Consider the following 18,477-nt stretch of genomic DNA (forward strand, 5'->3'; position numbering starts at 1 on the left):
CGATAAAAGGGTTGTAAAACGGCACCTAGCCCTTTAAAATGGAAAAGAATACGATTCCAAGAGATGGAAAGGGCCGAAGACATGAACGTCCGATATGCAGAGATCGACGAGGCGATCGCCTACATTCATCAGAATCTGGACGAGCCTCTGCCGTTGTCGCGCCTCGCCCGTCACGTCGCATTCAGCTCTTATCACTTCGCGAGGATTTTTAAGGAACGGATCGGCTTGCCGCCGCTGTATTACGTTTCGTCGCTGCGGCTGCAGCGCGCCAAGGATCTGCTGCTCAACTCCAATTTGTCCGTCCGGCAGATCGGGCTCGAGATCGGACAGCAGAGCCTCGGCACGTTTACGACGCGCTTCACCGAGCGGGTGGGGATGACGCCGGGGGAGTTCCGCCAGTCGGAGCCTGAGGCCGTCCGATACTTGCGCGCGCTCCGCGAGCTGTCGGACTGGCAGGAGCATGCCGCGGCTTCAGAGGCGGGAGGCATGTCGGTGACCGGCACCGTCGTTGCCGACGAGCCGTTCGACGGCTTCGTGCTGATCGGCTTGTTCGCCAAGCCGATACCGGAGGGGGATGCCGATCTACGGCACGCTGCTGCCCGGACTCGGCAGGTTCGCCTTCAGAGACGTTCGACCCGGCGTCTATTACCTCATGGCGACATCGGTTGCCTGGGAGATGCGGGCCAAGGATTTTCTTTTGCCGCAGCGGACGCTGCGCACCCGATCCAGAGCGCCGCTGTTCGTCGGTCTGCTCGGCGGGCTTCCCCCTCAGCAGGTGAAGCTGTATCCGCCCCGTCCCGACGATCCGCCGATCTTGATCTCGCTGCCGGTGCTCATGAATCGATTTTTAAGCAGAATAGGCAATTAACCGTTCGGCTATCGATCGGGGCTTCGCGCGAGCGCGAAGCTTTTTGTCGTTGTTCTCGCGCGCAACACTTGTTATTCGCTTGCGAAAATCATACGATTATGGCGATCATTCGGATCGTCGAACAGGAGTGTCGGAATATGGCGGATCGCCTTCATATCTTGGTCGCGGAGGATGACGACGACATTAATCGGCTGCTCTGCAGCGTGCTTCGCGCGAGCGGGTATGCGCCGCAGCCGGCTTATTCGGGCACGGAGGCGGCCCTTTACCTCGAACAGCGCGAATGGGCGTTGGTGCTGCTTGATCTGATGCTGCCCGGCATGCGCGGGGAATCGCTTCTGGAGGAGATCGGCGAACGGTACGGCTGTCCGGTCATCGTCATCTCCGCCAAAGGCGAACAGCAATCCAAAATCACGGCGCTCAAGGCGGGAGCGGACGATTATATTACGAAGCCGTTCGATATCGAAGAAGTCGCCGCGCGAATCGACTCCGTGCTTCGCCGGCACCGGAGGCTGTCTGTTGCGCCGGCGAACGGCCCTTCTTTGCTGCGCCACAAAGATCTGACGGTCGATCCTGAAGCAAAAACGGTATGCGCGGGAGACGTCCGGCTTTCGCTGACGGCCCGGGAATACGACATTCTGGCGCTGCTCCTGTCCTCGCCGAAGAAGCTGTTCGCCAAAGCGAATTTGTTCGAGAGCGTTTGGGGAGAGGATTATATCGGCGGCGGAGAGAACGTCGTCAACGTCCATATGAGCAACCTGAGGAACAAGCTTGCCAAAGCGAATCCCCGGGAAGAATATATCGAGACGATCTGGGGAATGGGCTATCGTCTTAAATCTTAAGCTTTTCTTATGAATCGCCTTAATCAAGTCTTATGAGTCGGCCTCTAAACTTGAAAAGGGAAGAGGAGGCTGACAAAATTGAACGAATACGTGCTTCGAACGCATCAACTGACCAAACAGTACAAAAACCAGACGGCGCTGGACCGCGTGGACATCGCCATTCGCCAGGGAACGATCTACGGCTTCATCGGGCAGAACGGGGCGGGCAAGTCTACGCTGATGAAGCTGGTGACGGGGCTCGCCTTCCCCACCTCCGGCACGGTGGAGCTGTTCGGCGCCACGGGCGGATCGGAGCTGGTCCGCGCGCGCAAGCGAATGGGCGTCTCCATCGAAAATCCCGCGCTGTACCCGCAGCTGACCGCTGCCGAAAATCTGGAGGCCCATCGTCTGCAGCAAGGCATCCCGGGACGGGACGCCGTGAGACGCACGCTCGAACTGGTCGGCTTGTCGGGTACGGGCAGAAAAAAAGCGAAAAATTTCTCGCTCGGGATGAAGCAGCGATTGGCGCTCGGGGTCGCGCTGCTCGGTTCGCCCGAATTTCTCATTCTCGACGAGCCGACGAACGGGCTTGATCCGATGGGCGTCGTGGAGATGCGAGAGCTGCTCACGAAGCTGAACCGGGAGATGGGCATCACCATCCTCATCTCCAGCCACATTCTCAGCGAACTGCATCTGTTGGCCACGCACTATGGCATTATCCATAAAGGCAAGCTGCTGGAGCAATTGACGAGCAGGGAGCTTCAGGAAAAGTGCAGGCAGTTCATTCATATCAAGGTCGATCGTCCGGAACGCGCCGCTGCCGTCATCGAGCGGGAACTGGCCACGACGGCATTCGAAGTGACGAACGACGGATCCATTCGTTTGTTCGCGTATTTGGATCGTCCGGCGTCGGTCTCGTCGACGCTGGTCGGCGAGGGGCTCGCGCTCGAACAATTCATGCCGATGGGCGAAGACCTGGAGAGCTACTTCACGTCGCGGATCGGAGGCGGCGAACATGCTTAATCTGCTTCGATCGGAATGGTACAAGCTATTGCGGAACCGTTCGTTTTGGCTGCTGCTGTCGCTTTTGTTTCTCTCGGCAGCAGCATACGTGCTGCTCAACTATTTCGACGACCCCAACGACGGCGGCGCGCTTTCCGGCACGACCGGACTCGATATGCTGACCTCGGCGATGGGGGGCAACAACTATATCATCAAGATCGGACTCAGCGTGTTGGCCGGCTTCTACATCTCGAGCGAATATTCGACGGGGACGATCAAACGCGCGGTTGCTTCCGGCTACGGCCGAGGAAAATATATCGTGGCTAAAATGATCGTATTCGTTTTCGGATCCATGCTGACCGCGCTCGTCTTCCCGGCCGTGAACGTTGCGCTTGGCACAATGCTGTTCGGCTTGGGAGATCTGCCGGGCGTATCGGAATCGGAATATCTAATTCAATCTTTCGCCCTGACGCTCGCGTTCGCAGCCGCCTTTGCGGCTTTGACCGGCGCCATCGCGACGCTGCTTACGGACAGCGGGAAGACGATCGGATTCGCGTTCGTATTTTACTTTTTTGCGGACGGCCTTTATGTGATGGCCGGCAGGCATATTCCGTTCGTCGAGACCCTTTACGAGCATTCGATATTTAACTTGATTAATCATTATGCGGATCCCCAAATGAGCGCAGCTTTTTTTTGCAGAGAGCTTATACGTTCCCTTGCTCGTGGCTATTGCCTTTGGGGCCGTTGCGGTCGCCATATTCAGACGCAAAGAAATCCGATAACGCATTGCGAAAGGAGGCGGGCGCATGGGACTCGTATTCGTCATCGTCGCGGGGCTCGCGGCGGCGATCTGTCTGCTGCGCCTGCTTTTGTTGAAACGAGAGATCCGCGGATTAACGAAGCTGGTTCGGCGTTACAACGACGGCGAAACTGCCGCCAAGCTCACGATGGGGATACCGGATCGAGATCTGGAAGCGCTCGCGGTGGAGATCAACAGGCATACGGATCTGATCGTCCGGGCAAACGCGGAACGCGGACGCACCGAAGAAGAGCTCAGGCAGGCGGTCGCCAACATCTCGCATGACTTGCGTACGCCGCTCACTTCCATCTTCGGGTATATCCAGATGCTCGATTCGCGCGATCTGTCGGCCCAAGAGCGTGACGAAGCGATCGGCGTCATTCGCAAACGGACGTTGCGGCTCCAAGCTTTGCTTAACGATTTCTACGAATTGGCGATGATCGATTCAACGGATTATACGCTGAAGCCGTCGAAGCTTAGGCTCGACAAGCTCTTGCCGGACATCCTGATGGGCTTTCACGACGAGATGGCGGAAAAGGGGCTGGCGCCGTCATTCGAATTGGACATGCGAAGCATAACGGTTCTAGCCGACGAATCCGCGGTGCGGAGAGTGGTGGAAAATCTCGTCGTCAACGCGATCAGACACGCGCGCGGCACGCTTGGCGTCAGACTGGAGGTCCGTTCGGACGCGGCGATCTTCACGCTCTCGAACGAAGCCCCGCAGCTGAGCGGGACGGATACGGAGCTGTTGTTCAACCGTTTCTATATGGCGGATGCCTCCCGTTCGGGCGTTGCCTCGGGACTTGGTTTATCTATCGCGCGGGGTCTGATGAGCAAGATGGGGGGCCTCTTGACCGCCGAGATGAACGGCCATACGTTACGCTTGATATGCAAGTGGAAATTGCTTTGAAAGCCGGTTTAGCCGGCTTTTTGCGTTTTCGGGCAGGCCGAACGCGGCGTCATGTATGGATCGACCTTTAGATGCAAACAGTATTCGAGGATCATTTGCTGATGTACGGATCACTTCGACGATGAGGAGAAGGTTGCCGAAAATGAAGCATGCCCAAGACCGTAAACAAACCGCGGCACTCCTTGCGCTTTCCTCCATCCCGCTGATCATGACGTTAGGCAACTCCATGCTGATCCCCGTTCTCCCTGCGATCGAGCGGGCGCTCAACATATCCGCGCTTCAGTCGAGCCTGGTCATTACCGTTTATTCGATCATGGCGATCATCCTGATCCCCGTGGCCGGATATTTGTCCGACCGGATCGGCCGCAAACGAATCATCATTCCGAGTCTGATCCTGGCTGCCGCTGGCGGAGGCGTCTGCATCTGGGCGGCGGGCATGAACAGCTACGGCCTGCTGCTCGCCGGGCGCGCGCTGCAGGGGATCGGCGCCGCTGGCGCAATGCCGATCGTGCTGCCGCTCGTCGGAGATATGTTCAAGGACGAGGAGCGGATCAGCACGGGACTGGGCCTCATCGAGACGTTTAATACCTTCGGAAAAGTACTTAGTCCGATTTTAGGATCGGCGCTCGCCCTCATCGCTTGGCGTACGCCGTTTTGGTCGATTCCCGTACTTTGCGCCGTTTCAATCGTCCTGGTGCTGTGGCTCGTCCGTCCTCCGAAAACAGAGAAAAAGGAGAAGCCGCCGAGTCCCAAATTGTTTCTTCGTACCGTATGGGAGCTTTACAAGGAAAAAGCCCGCTGGCTGACGGCGTTGTTTATCGTCATTTGCTTTACGATGTTCATTCTTTTCGGTCTTTTGTTTTATTTGTCCGAAACGCTCGAGAAGGAACACCAGATGAAAGGCATCCTTAAAGGGCTGGTGCTGGCCATCCCGCTAGCCGTTCTTTGCGCAGCTTCCTTTGCGGCCGGTAAATGGATCGGCAGACGTAAAAAGTTGATGAAATGGACCGTAACCATCGGCTTTTTCATCACGGCGCTTGCCGTTGCGGGATGTTTGCTGTGGGATGTGACGGTTGGGCGCATCTCGCTTTTTAGCGCGGCCGGACTCGGTATCGGAGCCGCTCTGCCATGTTTGGACGCCTTTGTCACCGAAGGCATCGAAAAAGAACAGCGCGGGTCGATCAGTTCCTTTTACAGCAGCATGCGTTTCGTCGGCGTAGCGGGCGGCCCGCCGGCGGCTTCCGTCCTGATGCAGCAATCCATACCGCTGTTTTTTTGGGTCATGGTGGCCTGCGCGTTTGCGGCTGCGCTTCTGACCCTGTTCCTGATTCGCCCTAAAGAAGACGCGCAGCCTGCCAAAGGCTAATACGAAGGCTATCGGCAGTTTTGGAAAGGATAAAGCCGCACTTATCCGCATTCGGAGGTCCGGAAGGACCTCTCGTTGGCGTTTGCAGCAGTTTGCGAAAGGGTAAAAGAGTCCATTCTAACGTTAATCCGCGAGGAGGAAAGCGAATCATGTCCAGCGGGGTACCTTATTCGGAAACGGCTCTCGATCCAAACGCATGGGACTGGCGCCGCATCGCGGACAATCAACCGCTAGACGCTTCGGCTGCCGGCACGCTCGCGCGAATCGGCGATGCCGACCGTCGGTCGGATGCGGAGGAACTCCATTGGCTGCTCAAAGGCATTCGGCGCGAGCTCGCTTATTTTAACGATATTTATCCCGATGCCCCCTTCGAACGCGAGCTGGCTGCCGCCTTCGCGCGCCAAGTGGATACGCTCGACAGCCGAGCGTCGTCGTTCATCGAACGACCGGCCAAGTCGACCTGGGACGATTATTTAACGTTAAAATACGAAATTCGCAAGCTATACAAACAGCTGGGCGGAATCGTATCGGGCAGCGACTGGCAAACGCCCGGCAAGCAGTCGCACAGCGGGCGACAGACGTTGACCGACGAAGCGGGGTTTGCGCAGACGGAGGAGGGCACCTACCAGCGCTGCTATGGCAGCGAGGCGGTAAAAGCATACGAGGATGCCGCGCTGCGAGCGTTTTACGGCATGCCGGACGGTTTGCTGAGCCGCAGCTCGCTTTTTCTGACCACTTCGGGCATGAAAGCGCTGGAGCTCGCCATCGCGGCGTTTCGTACGTTTTCGGAACGGCGTCTGCCTTGCATTATTCAATCCGGCTTCTATGGCGAAGGCGTTGAACTTGCAAAAACTTTGCTGGAAGACGTCAGGGTGGCAGCCCCCGACGAAATATACGGCATTCTCGAGTCGTCGCAAAAGATCGGATGCCTCATCGTCGATCCCGGACAGTGCTGGCCTGTCAGGCCGCCGGTAGACCTGGACAGACTGTTCGATTGTTTGCGCCGCCATCAGCCTTGCGGGAATGAAAGGCTATTTGTAGTGGTGGACAGGACGCTGACCTCCATCTCCAATCGGATGTTCCAGCGTTATGCGAACGAATTGCCTTCGCACATCGTGCTTGTGAGCGTGGAGAGCGGCATCAAGTACCTGCAATACGGCTTCGATCTTGCGAACGTCGGATATTTGGTCGCCTGCGGCCAAGCGATGTTGGAGGCGTCGCATCGCGCAAGGTGGGTCGAGCTGTTGTCCATACTGGACGCAGGGGCGAGCCCGCTCCACGTTCGTCAACTGCCCGCTCCCGACTTTTCGACGATCGAAGCGCGGCTTGGACGCCTCAATCGTAACGCGCATTGGATGAATGCCTATTTGCGTTATCTGCAAAAACAAGGCAGGATCAAAGATTATTTTTTATCCGTTAACGCCTCCGACGCTTTTACGTTGGAGGGAGAGCATTGGATCGGCACCGTTTTCTACATCAGACTGCACGGTGAGCTGTCCGAAAAAGCCTATCAAGCGCGCATCGATGCGTGCGCGAGCGCTGCGCCGACAGGCATGCATCTGATTTCCGGAGGCAGCTTCGGCTTCGATTCGCTCCGGCTGAATGCGGTTCATGGTGATACGCCGGAGGAAAACGCGCTTCGGCTCTCTGCCGGCAGAGCGCCGCTCGACCAGTTGATGGCGACCATGCGGGTTCTTGACGAATTGCTCTTCCATTCATGCCAAGCTTGACATTCGCATACCGTCCTATCAGAATATTGCCTAAGCGGCTTTTTTATATCGAGATAAGGCAGGTAGAAGCATGGGACGCAAATGGAACAATATTAAAGAGAAAAAAGCATCCAAGGACGCGAATACAAGTCGCGTATATGCCAAATTCGGCGTCGAGATCTACGTAGCGGCCAAGAAGGGCGAGCCGGATCCGGAAGCGAATCGCGCGCTCAAGGTCGTGCTTGAACGGGCGAAAACATACAATGTCCCCAGAGCGATCATCGACCGGGCGCTCGACAAGGCAAAGGGATCTTCCGAGGAGAGTTACTCCGAGCTGAGATACGAAGGCTTCGGGCCGAACGGTTCGATGGTCATCGTCGACACGCTCACCAACAACGTCAACCGTACGGCTTCCGCCGTACGCGCCGCGTTCAGCAAGAACGGCGGCAATATGGGCGTAAACGGCTCCGTCGCTTATATGTTCGACGCATCCGCGGTCATCGGCGTTTCCGGCAAAACCGCAGACGAAGTGATCGAACTGATGCTTGAATCGGACGTCGACGTCCGCGATGTGGTCGAAGAAGACGATACCGTTATCGTTTACGCCGATCCCGAGCAATTTCATGCGGTGCAAGAGGCGTTCAAGCAGGCCGGCATAACCGAATTCGCCGTCGCGGAGCTGTCGATGATTCCTCAGAACTACGTGACGTTAACCGACGATGCCCAAGCCCAGTTCGAGAAAATGCTCGATGCGATCGAAGATCTCGAAGATGTTCAGCAAGTTTATCACAACGTCGATACGGAAGAATAATTCGAACCCGCGCAAGCGGGTTTTTTAATTTGTCCGCAGACTGCTTCGCATTAATGGACGATTTCGACTTTTCCGAACGCTGAGACTCCGCAATATCCTCTATTTTTCAAATTACAACGATATCCCCCCTCGCACAGGGGAAGTGCTGATAGGACAGTGACAACGCTATCCCTTTCGTACAGGTCAAATACTGATCCAGCATTTCATGAAACCATAACACCGGTATCCCTTTCGCACAGGTAAATAAGGATTTGCAATCCATGGAATAAACAGGTATAATGGGAACATATGATCTTATTTATTTGGGGGGAACGTCATGAGTGCTTCGAACCGGATATGCGAGCAGGCGCCGACTTTTTGCGAAGAAGATTGCGAGACCGCCCTTTTTCGTGCGAAGTGGCCTGACGGCTTTCGTTGTCCGCGATGCGGGGGACCCGACTTTTATCGGATCGGTTCGCGCGGCCCGCGGCTGTTCGAGTGCCGCTCGTGCGCTCGCCAGACCTCGCTGACGGCCGGCACGATTCTTGAAGGCACCCGTACGCCGCTCGTGAAGTGGTTTCATGCGTTGTATCTGATGCAGACCGGCATATCGGCCAAGCTGTTGTCGGAGCTGATCCAGGTGACGTACAAGACCGCCTGGCTGATCAATCACAAGCTTCGCTATGCGATCCAGGTGCACGACGAGGGCCGGCCGTTGATCGGAGATCTGCAGTTGTTGGGGGGACTTTTATGCGCGGCCTGCGACGAACCGTCCCGCGGATCCGCTGACATACCGGGAAGAGCCCGCCGTTGCCGGCGCTTCGATCGACCCGGTTAGCGGAGCGCTGGCGGAGGGTTAAGATCAAGCGAATGTCCGCCGACGCATTCAGTCGCCGTGCGTTCGCCGCCGATTCGTTCGGCGGATTTTTGTGGCGGCATGCGGCAGAGGACAAAGCGGGTCATCGGCGCATCGAGGTCGTCAAGGCGTCTGGTTGCGAGGGCGTGACGGCGTTGGGAGTCGTCTGGCGCGGCGCGATCGGTTGGCTGGCGCGGACGTTCGGCGGCATCGGACCCAAGCATTTGCAGGCTTACCTGGACGAATACTGCTTTCGCGTGAACGTACGAACGGAGGGGTTCGCTTCGCTGCTATCCCTGTGCGGCCGTATTCGCACGATTACGCAACCCGAGCTCGTACGCAAGCGGTACGGCGTCCGTTCGATTCGTTGGACCGGTCAAACGCATCGGCGAAGCTTTCTGCCTCGCTTTGCGTCTGTTGAACCTGGGTCGCCGATATGCAACCATTATTTACATAGTCATTAGCCGGCTATCGTCGAAAATAAGCGGCGCTCGCTTGGAATTGATTTGCTCCTGAGCGACGGGGATATCGTTTTAATGGGCGAAAAGGGCATCTTCCGTCCTGGCGGACGCACAAAATTTCTAATAGCGAGGTTAGTGTGTTAGACTCCAATAGAAGATAGGCGCAGACGATTTTGATTCCCGAATGCGCTATTGGGAGTGTCTTACATGTATGGAGCGCGGTTGTTTCTTACGATAGGCAGCCTGTTTATGGCTATTATTTTTATTTCGTCGTTCGTGTTTACGGTGGATGCTTACGGCTCGTTCGCACAAACGCTTGCCTCGACCGTTTGTTGCGCGCTTGTAGCGCTGTTGATCGCGCATGTGCTGAACCGACGGCCTGGGCGCAACGCGTTTCTGGTTCTGCTTGTCGCGATCGGCCTGGGCGTCCGAATCGGTTGGATCCTGTTCAACCAGGCGCCGCCCCGCTCGGATTTTCTTTTTTTGTACGAGGCGGCGCGCGAAGCGGCTTCAGGGAAGTTCGATTTTGCGGAATCGGCCTATTTTACGAGTTTTCCCTATCAGCTCGGATTTACGATGTACGAAGCCATGATCATCCGGATATTTGGAGATTCTTTGGTCGCTTTGAAGGTGATCGGAGCCGCCTTCAACATGGGTACCGCCGTGATCCTTTATTTCACGGGCGCTCGATTGTTCAACGAGACGTGCGGGAGAATCGCTTCGTGCTTTTACGCTTTTTATTTGCCGAACATTTTGATGTGCTCGGTGCTTACGAACCAGCATTTATCCGTCTTCTTGTTTTTCCTCGGATGTTCGCTGCTGCTCAAACGGAGAGGCTCGCTGCTGTCCTGGTTGTGGGCGGGGCTCGCCATCGGAGCCGGTCAGTTGATCCGGCCGATCGGCGTCGTATATATCGTGGGCATCGTTTTGTTCGCCATGCTGGAAGTGTGGAAAAAGCTTCGCGAGGGAAGAAGGAGAAAAGCCTGGAGGCAAGCGGGCATGCTGGTCGCGATGATCGGCATTTATGCCGCCATTCAATGGGCCGCGAACGTCTCGCTTCACAATGCGGGCGTCACGCAGCACGCCTTGTCGGATGGAGATAAGTATTGGAAGTTCATGGTTGGACTTAACGCCGACGCCAACGGGGGGCTGGAACAAAGAGGATGCGCAGTACGCGAACGGCTTTGCGTTCGGCGATGAACGGCATCGCGCGGAGCTTCTGCGAATCAAGGAGAGACTCGAGGATAAAGCGCAGGTCGTGGCTTTAATGGGCAGGAAACTGGCGCTCATGTGGGGAAGCGGTGATTCGTCGGCTTACTGGAGTCTTGAAGGGAGCGGTCGGAACCAGCTGGAGCGGTCGCTCAGCAAGGCCGAACGGCCGCAATACGTCGTTTTTTTGCGGGTTTGCTTTATTTGCTCTGCTTGCGTTATGGAGAGCCGGGATGTACAGGGGGGCCGCTCCTGTATATCCTTCTGTTGTTGATTTACGCAGGCGTACATTTGGTCATCGAGATTCAGACGCGATACCGGCTCGATCTTCTCCCGGCGATTATGCTGCTCGTAAGCTACGGCGTCTGGCAGACATACGGTTCGATCCGTAAGGCTGCGTCTTCGTTGGACGAAACGGCTAAAGATACCGCAGGCGGCTTGGAGGCATGAGAAAAAGCATGGCGGACAGCGCCATGCTTTTTTGCCGTTAAGCGAGGAGAAAATTGACGAACCGCGGCACGCATCCTGAAGGTCGCGCTAAGCGTTCAGCGTCTTCGCGCGGGCACTGCGGCGGGCGGACCAGAGGCGCCAGCCGGTTAACAGCGCGCCGGTCATGCAGATGACGGATGCCGTCAAAAATACGACGCGCATGCCCGCGAGGAACAGATCGGGACTGGCGGAGCCGAAGTCCTGCACCCGACGGCCGGCTTTTACGCTCATGACGCCGAAGAGCGTGGTTGTCGCGAGCGTAATGCCCGCGACCATGCCGATGTTGCGGGTCAGCGCGTTAATGCTGCCTGCGATGCCTAGCTGGGTCTTGGGCACCTTGGACATGATCAATGAATTGTTTGGCGACTGGAACAAGCCGCTGCCCAGGCCCAGAAGCGCCATCCACGTGCCTGCCAGCGCAATCGAGCTGTCCTGGCCGAGCGCGGCCATGCCCAACTGGGCGGCGATCAGTACGAGGAGGCCGAAAAACGTCAGCAGCTCGGATCCGATCTTGTCCGAGAGGGCGCCGCTGAGAGGCGCGACGACGACCATGACGATCGGGAACAGCATCATGAGTAATCCGGCCTGGGACGGCGTCAATCCAATAATGTCCTGCACGTAAAAGGGTGCGATGATGTTGAAGCAGGCGTTCGAGACGAACACGAGAAACCCGCATAAAATGCTGAGCGAAAAAAAGCGGATTACGAAACATGGAGAGCCGAAGCAGCGGGTTCGGGGTTCTTTTCTCGAAACGGATAAAGGAAACGAATACGATCGCCGAAGCCGCAAGCGAGGTTAAGATCCATGGCTGCGAATAACCATATTGCTGCCCGAGCAGCAGTCCTGCAAAAAGCAGCAAAATAAAGACGGTGAACAGCGCGCTGCCGGCCGCGTCGATCTTGACTTTGAGTTTGCTCAAGTCGGCGGGAAGCTTGCGCCAGCCGATCGCCAGCGCTGCGAGTCCGACTGGAACGTTGACCCAAAAAATATATTCCCAGCCGAGTCCCGATAAAATAAGCCCGCCAAGGCTGGGACCGGCGATTATGCCGAGCGAAACAAACGTGCCGGTCAGCCCCAACGCTCTGCCACGCTCGCTGCCGGGAAAAATATCGGTAACGATGCCCTGGCTGTTCGCCATCGTCATCGATGCGCCAAGCGCTTGGACGAGACGCGATGCGATGATTGCCGGCAGGCTGTCGCTAAGCCCGCACAAAAGCGAACCGACTGTAAAGATCGTCATGCCCGTGCGGAATACTTTTATTTTGCCGACGATGTCACCGAGCTTTCCGAAAAACAGAATGGCCGCACAGATTGTCATCAAATAGGCGGTGACGATCCATTCGGTCTGTGCGACGGGTAGGCTTAGCTCCTTCGATATGACGTGCAAGGCGATGTTGACGATGCTGCCGTCCAGCGTCGCCATGAAGGTAAAGAGATTAAGAATGATAAGAATGAGCCATCTGTTTTTTTGGATAACCGGATCGTCCTGGTAGGTCATCGCATGCCAACCTTCCTTTTTCAGACACTTGGTTGCGGGCGCAACTAAATTCGAGATAAAGCTAGTTTAACTCAATTTAGTTGCGACAGCAACTTCATTGCGCTAAGCTAGGAATATTCGATCGTTTCGCCGGAAGGAGGCCCGACATGAGACCGTACACGGTAGGCAGGCTCATGTCTTTGATCAACCGAATCTCGCAGCGGGAGCTGGCCGAAAAGCTGAAGCCGCACGACATCGGCAGCGGGGGGCAGCACAGCTATCTGAGAGCGATATTGGCGACGCCCGGCATGAATCAGGACAAATTGACGAACGTCGTCAAATTCGATAAAGCCACGACCACCCGCTGTATCCGGCAGTTGGAAGAGGCGGGATACGTGACGCGGACGGTCGATGAACAGGATCGGCGTTCGTACCGGCTTTTTCCGACGGAACGGGCGATCAGCTTCGAGCCGACGCTGCAAGCGATATTAGACGATTATAATCGGTTGCTGACGGCCCGTTTAACCGCGGACGAGATCGAGACTTTGCAGGCGCTGCTGCAAAAGATGTACCTCGGACTCGATACGTCTGCGCTGAACCTTGACGAATGAGGTCATTTGGATTTAAGCGCTGCTCGCTTGGCATCCTAAACCTTATTCCTGCCGTTCGTCGGCGACACCAAGCGAGGTGCGGTTCATGAAGCTGTTGTTTTTTAGGCACGAGCGCGGGCCGGCCGACCGCTCACCGCAACGTGACGTCGATCGCGCTCGTCTTCCCGGAAAATCAAAACCGGTTTTGGTTGTTCGACGCAGGCGAGGGCACGCAGCATCAACTGCTAAGGTCCAAGCTGAAGCTGGGTAAGCTGAACCGGATTTTTATTACGCATATGCACGGAGACCATCTATACGGATTGCCCGGCATATTAAGCAGCCGGACGTACTTTGAAGGCGCGGACAAGCTGGAGTTGTACGGTCCGCCGGGTTTGCGCGCGTATGTCGAAGGCGTTCTGCATTACAGTGAAGCGCATTTGAACTACGAGCTCGATATCCGCGAGCTCGATCGCGACGGCGAGGCGTTCGACGACGGGCGATTCAGGATCGTTGCCGGAGAGCTCTCGCATCGCGTGCGCAGCTTCGGCTTCCGGATCGAGGAGCATCCGAGGTCGGGACAGCTTGATCTGGCATATTTGGCCAGCCGCGGGGCGGCGCCCGGTCCGCTATACGGCAAGCTCAAACGCGGCGAGGATATCACGCTGCCCGACGGCGCCGTTATTCGGGCTGCGGACGCCGTAGGGCCGGGCGCGACCGGCAGGATCGTTACGATCTTAGGCGATACGGTAAAGTGCGAAAACGCGGCACGACTGGCTCAAGGCGCCGATGTGCTCGTCCACGAAGCGACGTTCGGTATCGGACTGGAGGAAAAGGCGGCGCTATACGGGCATTCGACGTTTTTGCAGGCGGCGGAAACCGCAGCCGCTGCCGGAGCCAAGCGGCTCGTCGTCAGCCACATCAGCGCCAGGTATGACGACGTGCAAGTCCAAGCCCTCATCGAGCAAGCCGCCGCGGCATTCCCGCTGATCGAGGCCGCATACGATTTCAAGGAAATTTTCATATAAGATCGATGGAAAGATCGAGCTTAAGGTCGAAGGAACTAAAAAAGGAGCGTCAGACGAAACTGACGTCGCTGTCGCGCAATCGTCGTGTTCGACGTGCTGCACAGCGCTCGGTCGCGCGGCTATCAGATCACGCTCGCGCTGCCCGCAGAGGTTCGCATGGCAAGCCCAAGACGTAAAGTCCCCACGACTCATAAATCAAACGGAAGCAGGTTAACTCGGCATGGCAGCGACGGAAAATCAGAAATACCGCTTCAGCGAAGCACCCCTGTGGGAGCTGCAGCGCGCTTATTACGAACAGCTTGGCTTAAAGGCATGGAACAACGATCAGGTCCCGCAATATATAACGAGCAATCCGATGGTCGGCGCGGTCTACGCGGAGTTGATCTTCGGCTTTTTTGCAGGACCGGGCGGCGCAAGGAGAGATGGAGGAGGCGGTAACCCTCGTCGAGCTGGGCGCCGGCGCCGGACGCCTCGCGTACCATGTGCTGCATGAGCTGACGCTTCTTCAGAACTATGCGCAGGTCGCGCTGCCGCCTTTGCGGTACGTCATGACCGACCTCGCCCTCAAAAACGTGGAAGGCTGGCGCGCGCACCCGGCGCTTGCGCCTTTTATCGAGGCTGGCATGCTTGACTTCGCGACGTTCGACGCCGAGCGCGATACGGAGCTTAACTTGATCGTCTCCGGCGACAAGATCGTGCCGGGACAGCTTCGGCAGCCTTTGATTGTCGTCGCGAATTACTTTTTTTGACGCCATTCCGCAGGAGCTCATCTATATCGGCGAAGGCCGCGTCTACGATTGCAACGTCGTCGTCGGCGAAGCCGCTCCCGAACCGGGATTGACCGTATCGGAGCAGCTCAAGCGGCTGACGCTTGCCTACGAATACAGTCTGGCGCCTAGGTTCGAGGACGATCGCTACCCGTACCGCGACGCGATCGCGCTGTATCAGCGCGAGCTCGAAGATTCGCACGTCCTGTTTCCCGAGATCGGCCTGCGCTGCCTGGAGCGGCTCGGGCAGTTGTCGCAAGCCGGCTTCGCCATGATCACGGCCGACAAGGGAGACCACCGGCTGGACAACTGGCGATTCGCGGAGCCGCCGCAGCTTGTCCACCACGGCAGCATCTCCCTGACGGCGAATTATCACGCGATCCAGCACGTTTTCGAGGGCAGAGGCGCGGAAGCGCTTTTTACCGAGCATCATTATAACAACATCAATGTGGCGTGCCTCCTCATGCTGGAATCGCCCAAGCGCTACGTGAACACCAGAGTCGCATATCGCAAGAGCGTCGCAAAGTTCGGGCCGGACGATTTTTTCAGCCTGAAGCTTTGGGTCGACCGCGAGATCGATCATTTGCGTCTTCAGCAAATTCTCGCATTTTGGCGTCTTGGCGGCTATGACGCGGAGTGGTTCATCCAGACCGCCAAACGCATCTCCAGCTTGCTGGAGGGAGCCAATGACGAGGAGAAGCTTGATTTGCGCGACGGCATCCTGCGGATGTGGACGTCGTTCTATCGGATGCCGCAACGTTACGATCTGGCGCTCGACGCCGGCCTGATCCTGTTCGAGATGGACATGTACGCGGATGCCAAGCCGCTGCTCGACGCTTCGGCGCAATTCGACGACGATCCGGTGTCGACCGTTTACTTTTGCCTGGCGATCTGCAGCCTGGAAATGGAGCGGGAGGACGAGGCGCGAACGTATTTGCAACGGGCGCTTACGCTCGAGCCGGATCACGAGGAAGCACTCGCCCTGCTAAAGGCGTTAGGCTAAATTTTATAAGGCGATATGCATGGCGTTATACACGAAAGAAAGGCTGCCGAGCTTGAGGCTCGGGCAGCCTTTCCATGTTTCCGCGCTGTCCCGTTCGGTTCGCTATATTATTCCCACCAATGCTGCATCCTGCGATAGCCTACGTCCCACAGGACCGCATTGCCCTCCAAGACGATCCGAAGCTCCTCGATCCGCTCGAAGGGGACTTCGATCGTTTCCATTCCCGTAATATATGCGGCGCTGTATTCTAAGAATGGCTTGCCGTCCGCGAAAAGGGAAACGCTGCCTTCATGCGCCTTGTCGTCCGGTATTCCGAATTCCGCGAAAAAGCGCACGTTTTTCAATTGTCCAAGCTTCCACGTGTAGCTGCCGGACGGAACGGCGGTAATGGCGTTGTACCGGGGCGATATCGATTCGCCTCCGATTGAAAAAACGGGCAAAGGTGTTCCTGCCGCCGCATTCGGTTGTGCCGGAACGCTTACGGCTTGGAACGGGCCTTCCTTTTTTTTTGAAAAAAGCTTCGATCCCTTCCGAAACAAACGTGGAGACGATCAGCAGCGCGACGGCACCCAGAACAGCTCTCGTCCATTGCCGTGCCTTGTGCCCGGAGCGAAAGCCGAATCGCCAAGCCGCATATCCGATCGAAGCGCCCAGCGTGTTGGAAATAATGTCGTCAATGGCGAACGAACCCAGTCGAGTCAAGGCTTGGAGCGTCTCCAGGGCGGTAATGGAGAGTACGAAGACGAAGAAGAACCTGCCGAAGGACCATCGCCATAAATAGGGAATCAACATGCCGAATGGAATAAAGGCAGCGACGTTGCCAAAATCGAACAGCCAGAAAAAAGTCGGCTCCGGAAAACGCAGCGGCGGGTACTCCGGCACGAGCATAAACGTAGATTCGCTGCTGAGACGGTCGGTTCTATCGAACGCAATAAACATAAAAAAACAAAATAAGCATAGCGTAGAGTGCGACGGCGGTCGCCGCGATTTTCCTGCGATGGGGCTTCAAAGGTGCATTCCTTCCTTCATCCTTTACTCGATATACAAGCTCTTTTTTATATACTTTAAACGATTCGAGCTTCGAAAAGAAAGGGCCGTCCGAAATCCGGACAGCTTCGTAGCGGAATGCCTCCCACGGACGGCGTCGCTTGCCGATCCGCCATCGCATCAAGGGTCTGGACTGGAGATGAAAGAAACATGTCAGCGTCCGAGGCCGACAAAACAAGCTTTGCGTATAACATCTCGTGTGAGTTATACTTTGTGAATATTCGCTAAAGGGAGAGACGCGCATGTCGAACAAGATCAGGATCGGAATCGTCGGCTACGGCAATCTGGGCCGCGGCGTACATAAGGCAATCGGACAGAACGAGGACATGGATTTGATCGCGATTTTCACGCGGCGCAATGCCGCCAAAATGAGCGCTGAAACGAACGCAAATGCGAGATTCGAGTCGATCTCGGATATCGAACGGTTCCGGGGGGGAGATCGACGTCATGATTTTATGCGGCGGCTCGGCGACGGATCTGCCGGAGCAGACGCCGAAGATTGCGGCTCTTTTCAATACGGTCGACAGCTTCGACACGCATGCGAAAATTCCCGAATTTTATAAGACGGTCGACGAAGCGGCGCGCCGGGGAGGCAATGTGAGCGTCATTTCGACAGGCTGGGATCCTGGCCTCTTTTCGATGAACCGGCTGCTGGCGGAAGCGATCTTGCCGCAAGGCAAGGAATATACGTTCTGGGGGAAGGGCGTCAGCCAGGGGCATTCGGATGCGATCCGGCGCGTCGCCGGCGTTAAAGCGGGCGTCCAGTACACGATCCCGGTCGAGAGCGCGATCGCGAGCGTGCGCGGCGGCGAGAACCCCGACCTGGCGACGCGGGACAAACACGAGCGTCTTTGCTACGTGGTCGCAGAACCGGGAGCCGATACGGCTGCGATCGCGCGCGAGATCAAAGAAATGCCCAATTACTTCGCGGACTACGACACGACGGTTGAATTCATTTCCGAGGAGCAACTGAAGGCGGAACACGGCGGGATGCCGCATGGCGGGTTCGTCCTCCGCAGCGGCGCGACGGGAGACGGCACGCCGCAATTGATCGAATTCGGCTTGAAGCTGGGCAGCAATCCCGAGTTTACCGCAAGCGTTCTCGTTGCCTATGCCCGGGCGGCGGCGCGATTGTCTTCCGAGGGGACCGCCGGCGCGAAGACCGTATTCGACATCCCGCTCGGACATTTGTCCCCTTACGCGGCCGATGCGCTTCGCGAACGACTGCTGTAGGACAGCTGGCAGCATCGCGTTCACCCGTTAAGCCGAGTTTGCTATAATAAACGCATCT

The 18,477-nt window shown here is 56.8% G+C and carries 11 protein-coding genes and 7 pseudogenes; 16 read left to right on the forward strand and 2 right to left on the reverse strand.

What is annotated here, in order from left to right:
- Positions 1-81 precede the first annotated feature (81 nt).
- The 12 genes and pseudogenes from OMP40_RS27195 to OMP40_RS27245 all read left to right on the forward strand — a co-directional run bounded on the left by OMP40_RS27195 (position 82) and on the right by OMP40_RS27245 (position 11,238).
- A pseudogene (locus OMP40_RS27195) lies at positions 82-868 on the forward strand (helix-turn-helix domain-containing protein).
- A 167-nt stretch (positions 869-1,035) separates the two neighbouring features.
- Positions 1,036-1,707: pseudogene (locus OMP40_RS27200) on the forward strand (response regulator transcription factor); the annotation flags it as partial.
- A 78-nt stretch (positions 1,708-1,785) separates the two neighbouring features.
- Positions 1,786-2,709: an ATP-binding cassette domain-containing protein gene (locus tag OMP40_RS27205; protein WP_277536007.1), complete on the forward strand. Its 924-nt coding sequence runs from the start codon at positions 1,786-1,788 to the stop codon at positions 2,707-2,709.
- A pseudogene (locus OMP40_RS42350) lies at positions 2,702-3,310 on the forward strand (ABC transporter permease subunit); the annotation flags it as partial. The gene OMP40_RS27205 and the pseudogene OMP40_RS42350, both read left to right, overlap by 8 nt.
- Before the next feature lie 184 nt (positions 3,311-3,494).
- Positions 3,495-4,397 (forward strand): sensor histidine kinase, encoded by a 903-nt coding sequence (locus tag OMP40_RS27210; protein ID WP_277536008.1) that lies wholly within the window; start codon positions 3,495-3,497, stop codon positions 4,395-4,397.
- A gap of 142 nt (positions 4,398-4,539) precedes the next feature.
- The gene (locus tag OMP40_RS27215; protein ID WP_277536010.1) at positions 4,540-5,763 is read left to right on the forward strand and encodes an MFS transporter; all 1,224 of its coding nucleotides are present in this window, start codon (positions 4,540-4,542) and stop codon (positions 5,761-5,763) included.
- A gap of 149 nt (positions 5,764-5,912) precedes the next feature.
- Positions 5,913-7,493, forward strand: a complete 1,581-nt coding sequence (locus OMP40_RS27220) for a hypothetical protein (RefSeq protein ID WP_277536011.1) — start codon at positions 5,913-5,915, stop codon at positions 7,491-7,493.
- A 70-nt stretch (positions 7,494-7,563) separates the two neighbouring features.
- On the forward strand, positions 7,564-8,283 hold the full coding sequence (locus OMP40_RS27225) for a YebC/PmpR family DNA-binding transcriptional regulator (protein ID WP_277536014.1): 720 nt from the start codon (positions 7,564-7,566) through the stop codon (positions 8,281-8,283).
- A gap of 316 nt (positions 8,284-8,599) precedes the next feature.
- Positions 8,600-9,100 carry an IS1595 family transposase gene (locus OMP40_RS27230; RefSeq protein WP_277536015.1) on the forward strand — a complete coding sequence of 167 codons (501 nt, stop codon included), beginning with the start codon at positions 8,600-8,602 and terminating at the stop codon, positions 9,098-9,100.
- A gap of 32 nt (positions 9,101-9,132) precedes the next feature.
- On the forward strand, positions 9,133-9,582 hold the full coding sequence (locus tag OMP40_RS27235; protein ID WP_277538216.1) for a hypothetical protein: 450 nt from the start codon (positions 9,133-9,135) through the stop codon (positions 9,580-9,582).
- 246 nt (positions 9,583-9,828) lie between these two features.
- Positions 9,829-10,779, forward strand: a complete 951-nt coding sequence (locus tag OMP40_RS27240) for an ArnT family glycosyltransferase (RefSeq protein WP_277536016.1) — start codon at positions 9,829-9,831, stop codon at positions 10,777-10,779.
- Positions 10,780-11,079: 300 nt separating this feature from the next.
- Positions 11,080-11,238, forward strand: a complete 159-nt coding sequence (locus OMP40_RS27245) for a hypothetical protein (protein ID WP_277536017.1) — start codon at positions 11,080-11,082, stop codon at positions 11,236-11,238.
- An 87-nt stretch (positions 11,239-11,325) separates the two neighbouring features.
- Here OMP40_RS27245 and OMP40_RS27250 read toward each other — a convergent pair.
- Positions 11,326-12,775, reverse strand: a pseudogene (locus tag OMP40_RS27250) (MFS transporter).
- A gap of 146 nt (positions 12,776-12,921) precedes the next feature.
- Between OMP40_RS27250 and OMP40_RS27255 the strand changes: the two are divergent.
- From OMP40_RS27255 to OMP40_RS27265, 3 genes and pseudogenes are all read left to right on the forward strand, one after another.
- Complete coding sequence (locus OMP40_RS27255; RefSeq protein WP_277536019.1) at positions 12,922-13,365, forward strand: MarR family winged helix-turn-helix transcriptional regulator; 444 nt, start codon at positions 12,922-12,924, stop codon at positions 13,363-13,365.
- Positions 13,366-13,469: 104 nt separating this feature from the next.
- Positions 13,470-14,369: pseudogene (rnz, locus tag OMP40_RS27260) on the forward strand (ribonuclease Z); the annotation flags it as partial.
- 220 nt (positions 14,370-14,589) lie between these two features.
- Positions 14,590-16,139 (forward strand): annotated as a pseudogene (locus OMP40_RS27265) (SAM-dependent methyltransferase).
- A 288-nt stretch (positions 16,140-16,427) separates the two neighbouring features.
- Here the strand turns inward: OMP40_RS27265 and OMP40_RS27270 are convergent.
- Positions 16,428-17,138 carry a VanZ family protein gene (locus OMP40_RS27270; RefSeq protein WP_338131330.1) on the reverse strand — a complete coding sequence of 237 codons (711 nt, stop codon included), beginning with the start codon at positions 17,136-17,138 and terminating at the stop codon, positions 16,428-16,430.
- Positions 17,139-17,428: 290 nt separating this feature from the next.
- Here OMP40_RS27270 and OMP40_RS27275 point away from each other — a divergent pair.
- Positions 17,429-18,419 (forward strand): annotated as a pseudogene (locus OMP40_RS27275) (diaminopimelate dehydrogenase).
- The last annotated feature ends 58 nt before the right edge of the window (positions 18,420-18,477 follow it).

The sequence above is a fragment of the Cohnella rhizosphaerae genome, assembly GCF_029525575.1.
GTDB classification, from domain to species: domain Bacteria; phylum Bacillota; class Bacilli; order Paenibacillales; family Paenibacillaceae; genus Cohnella; species Cohnella rhizosphaerae.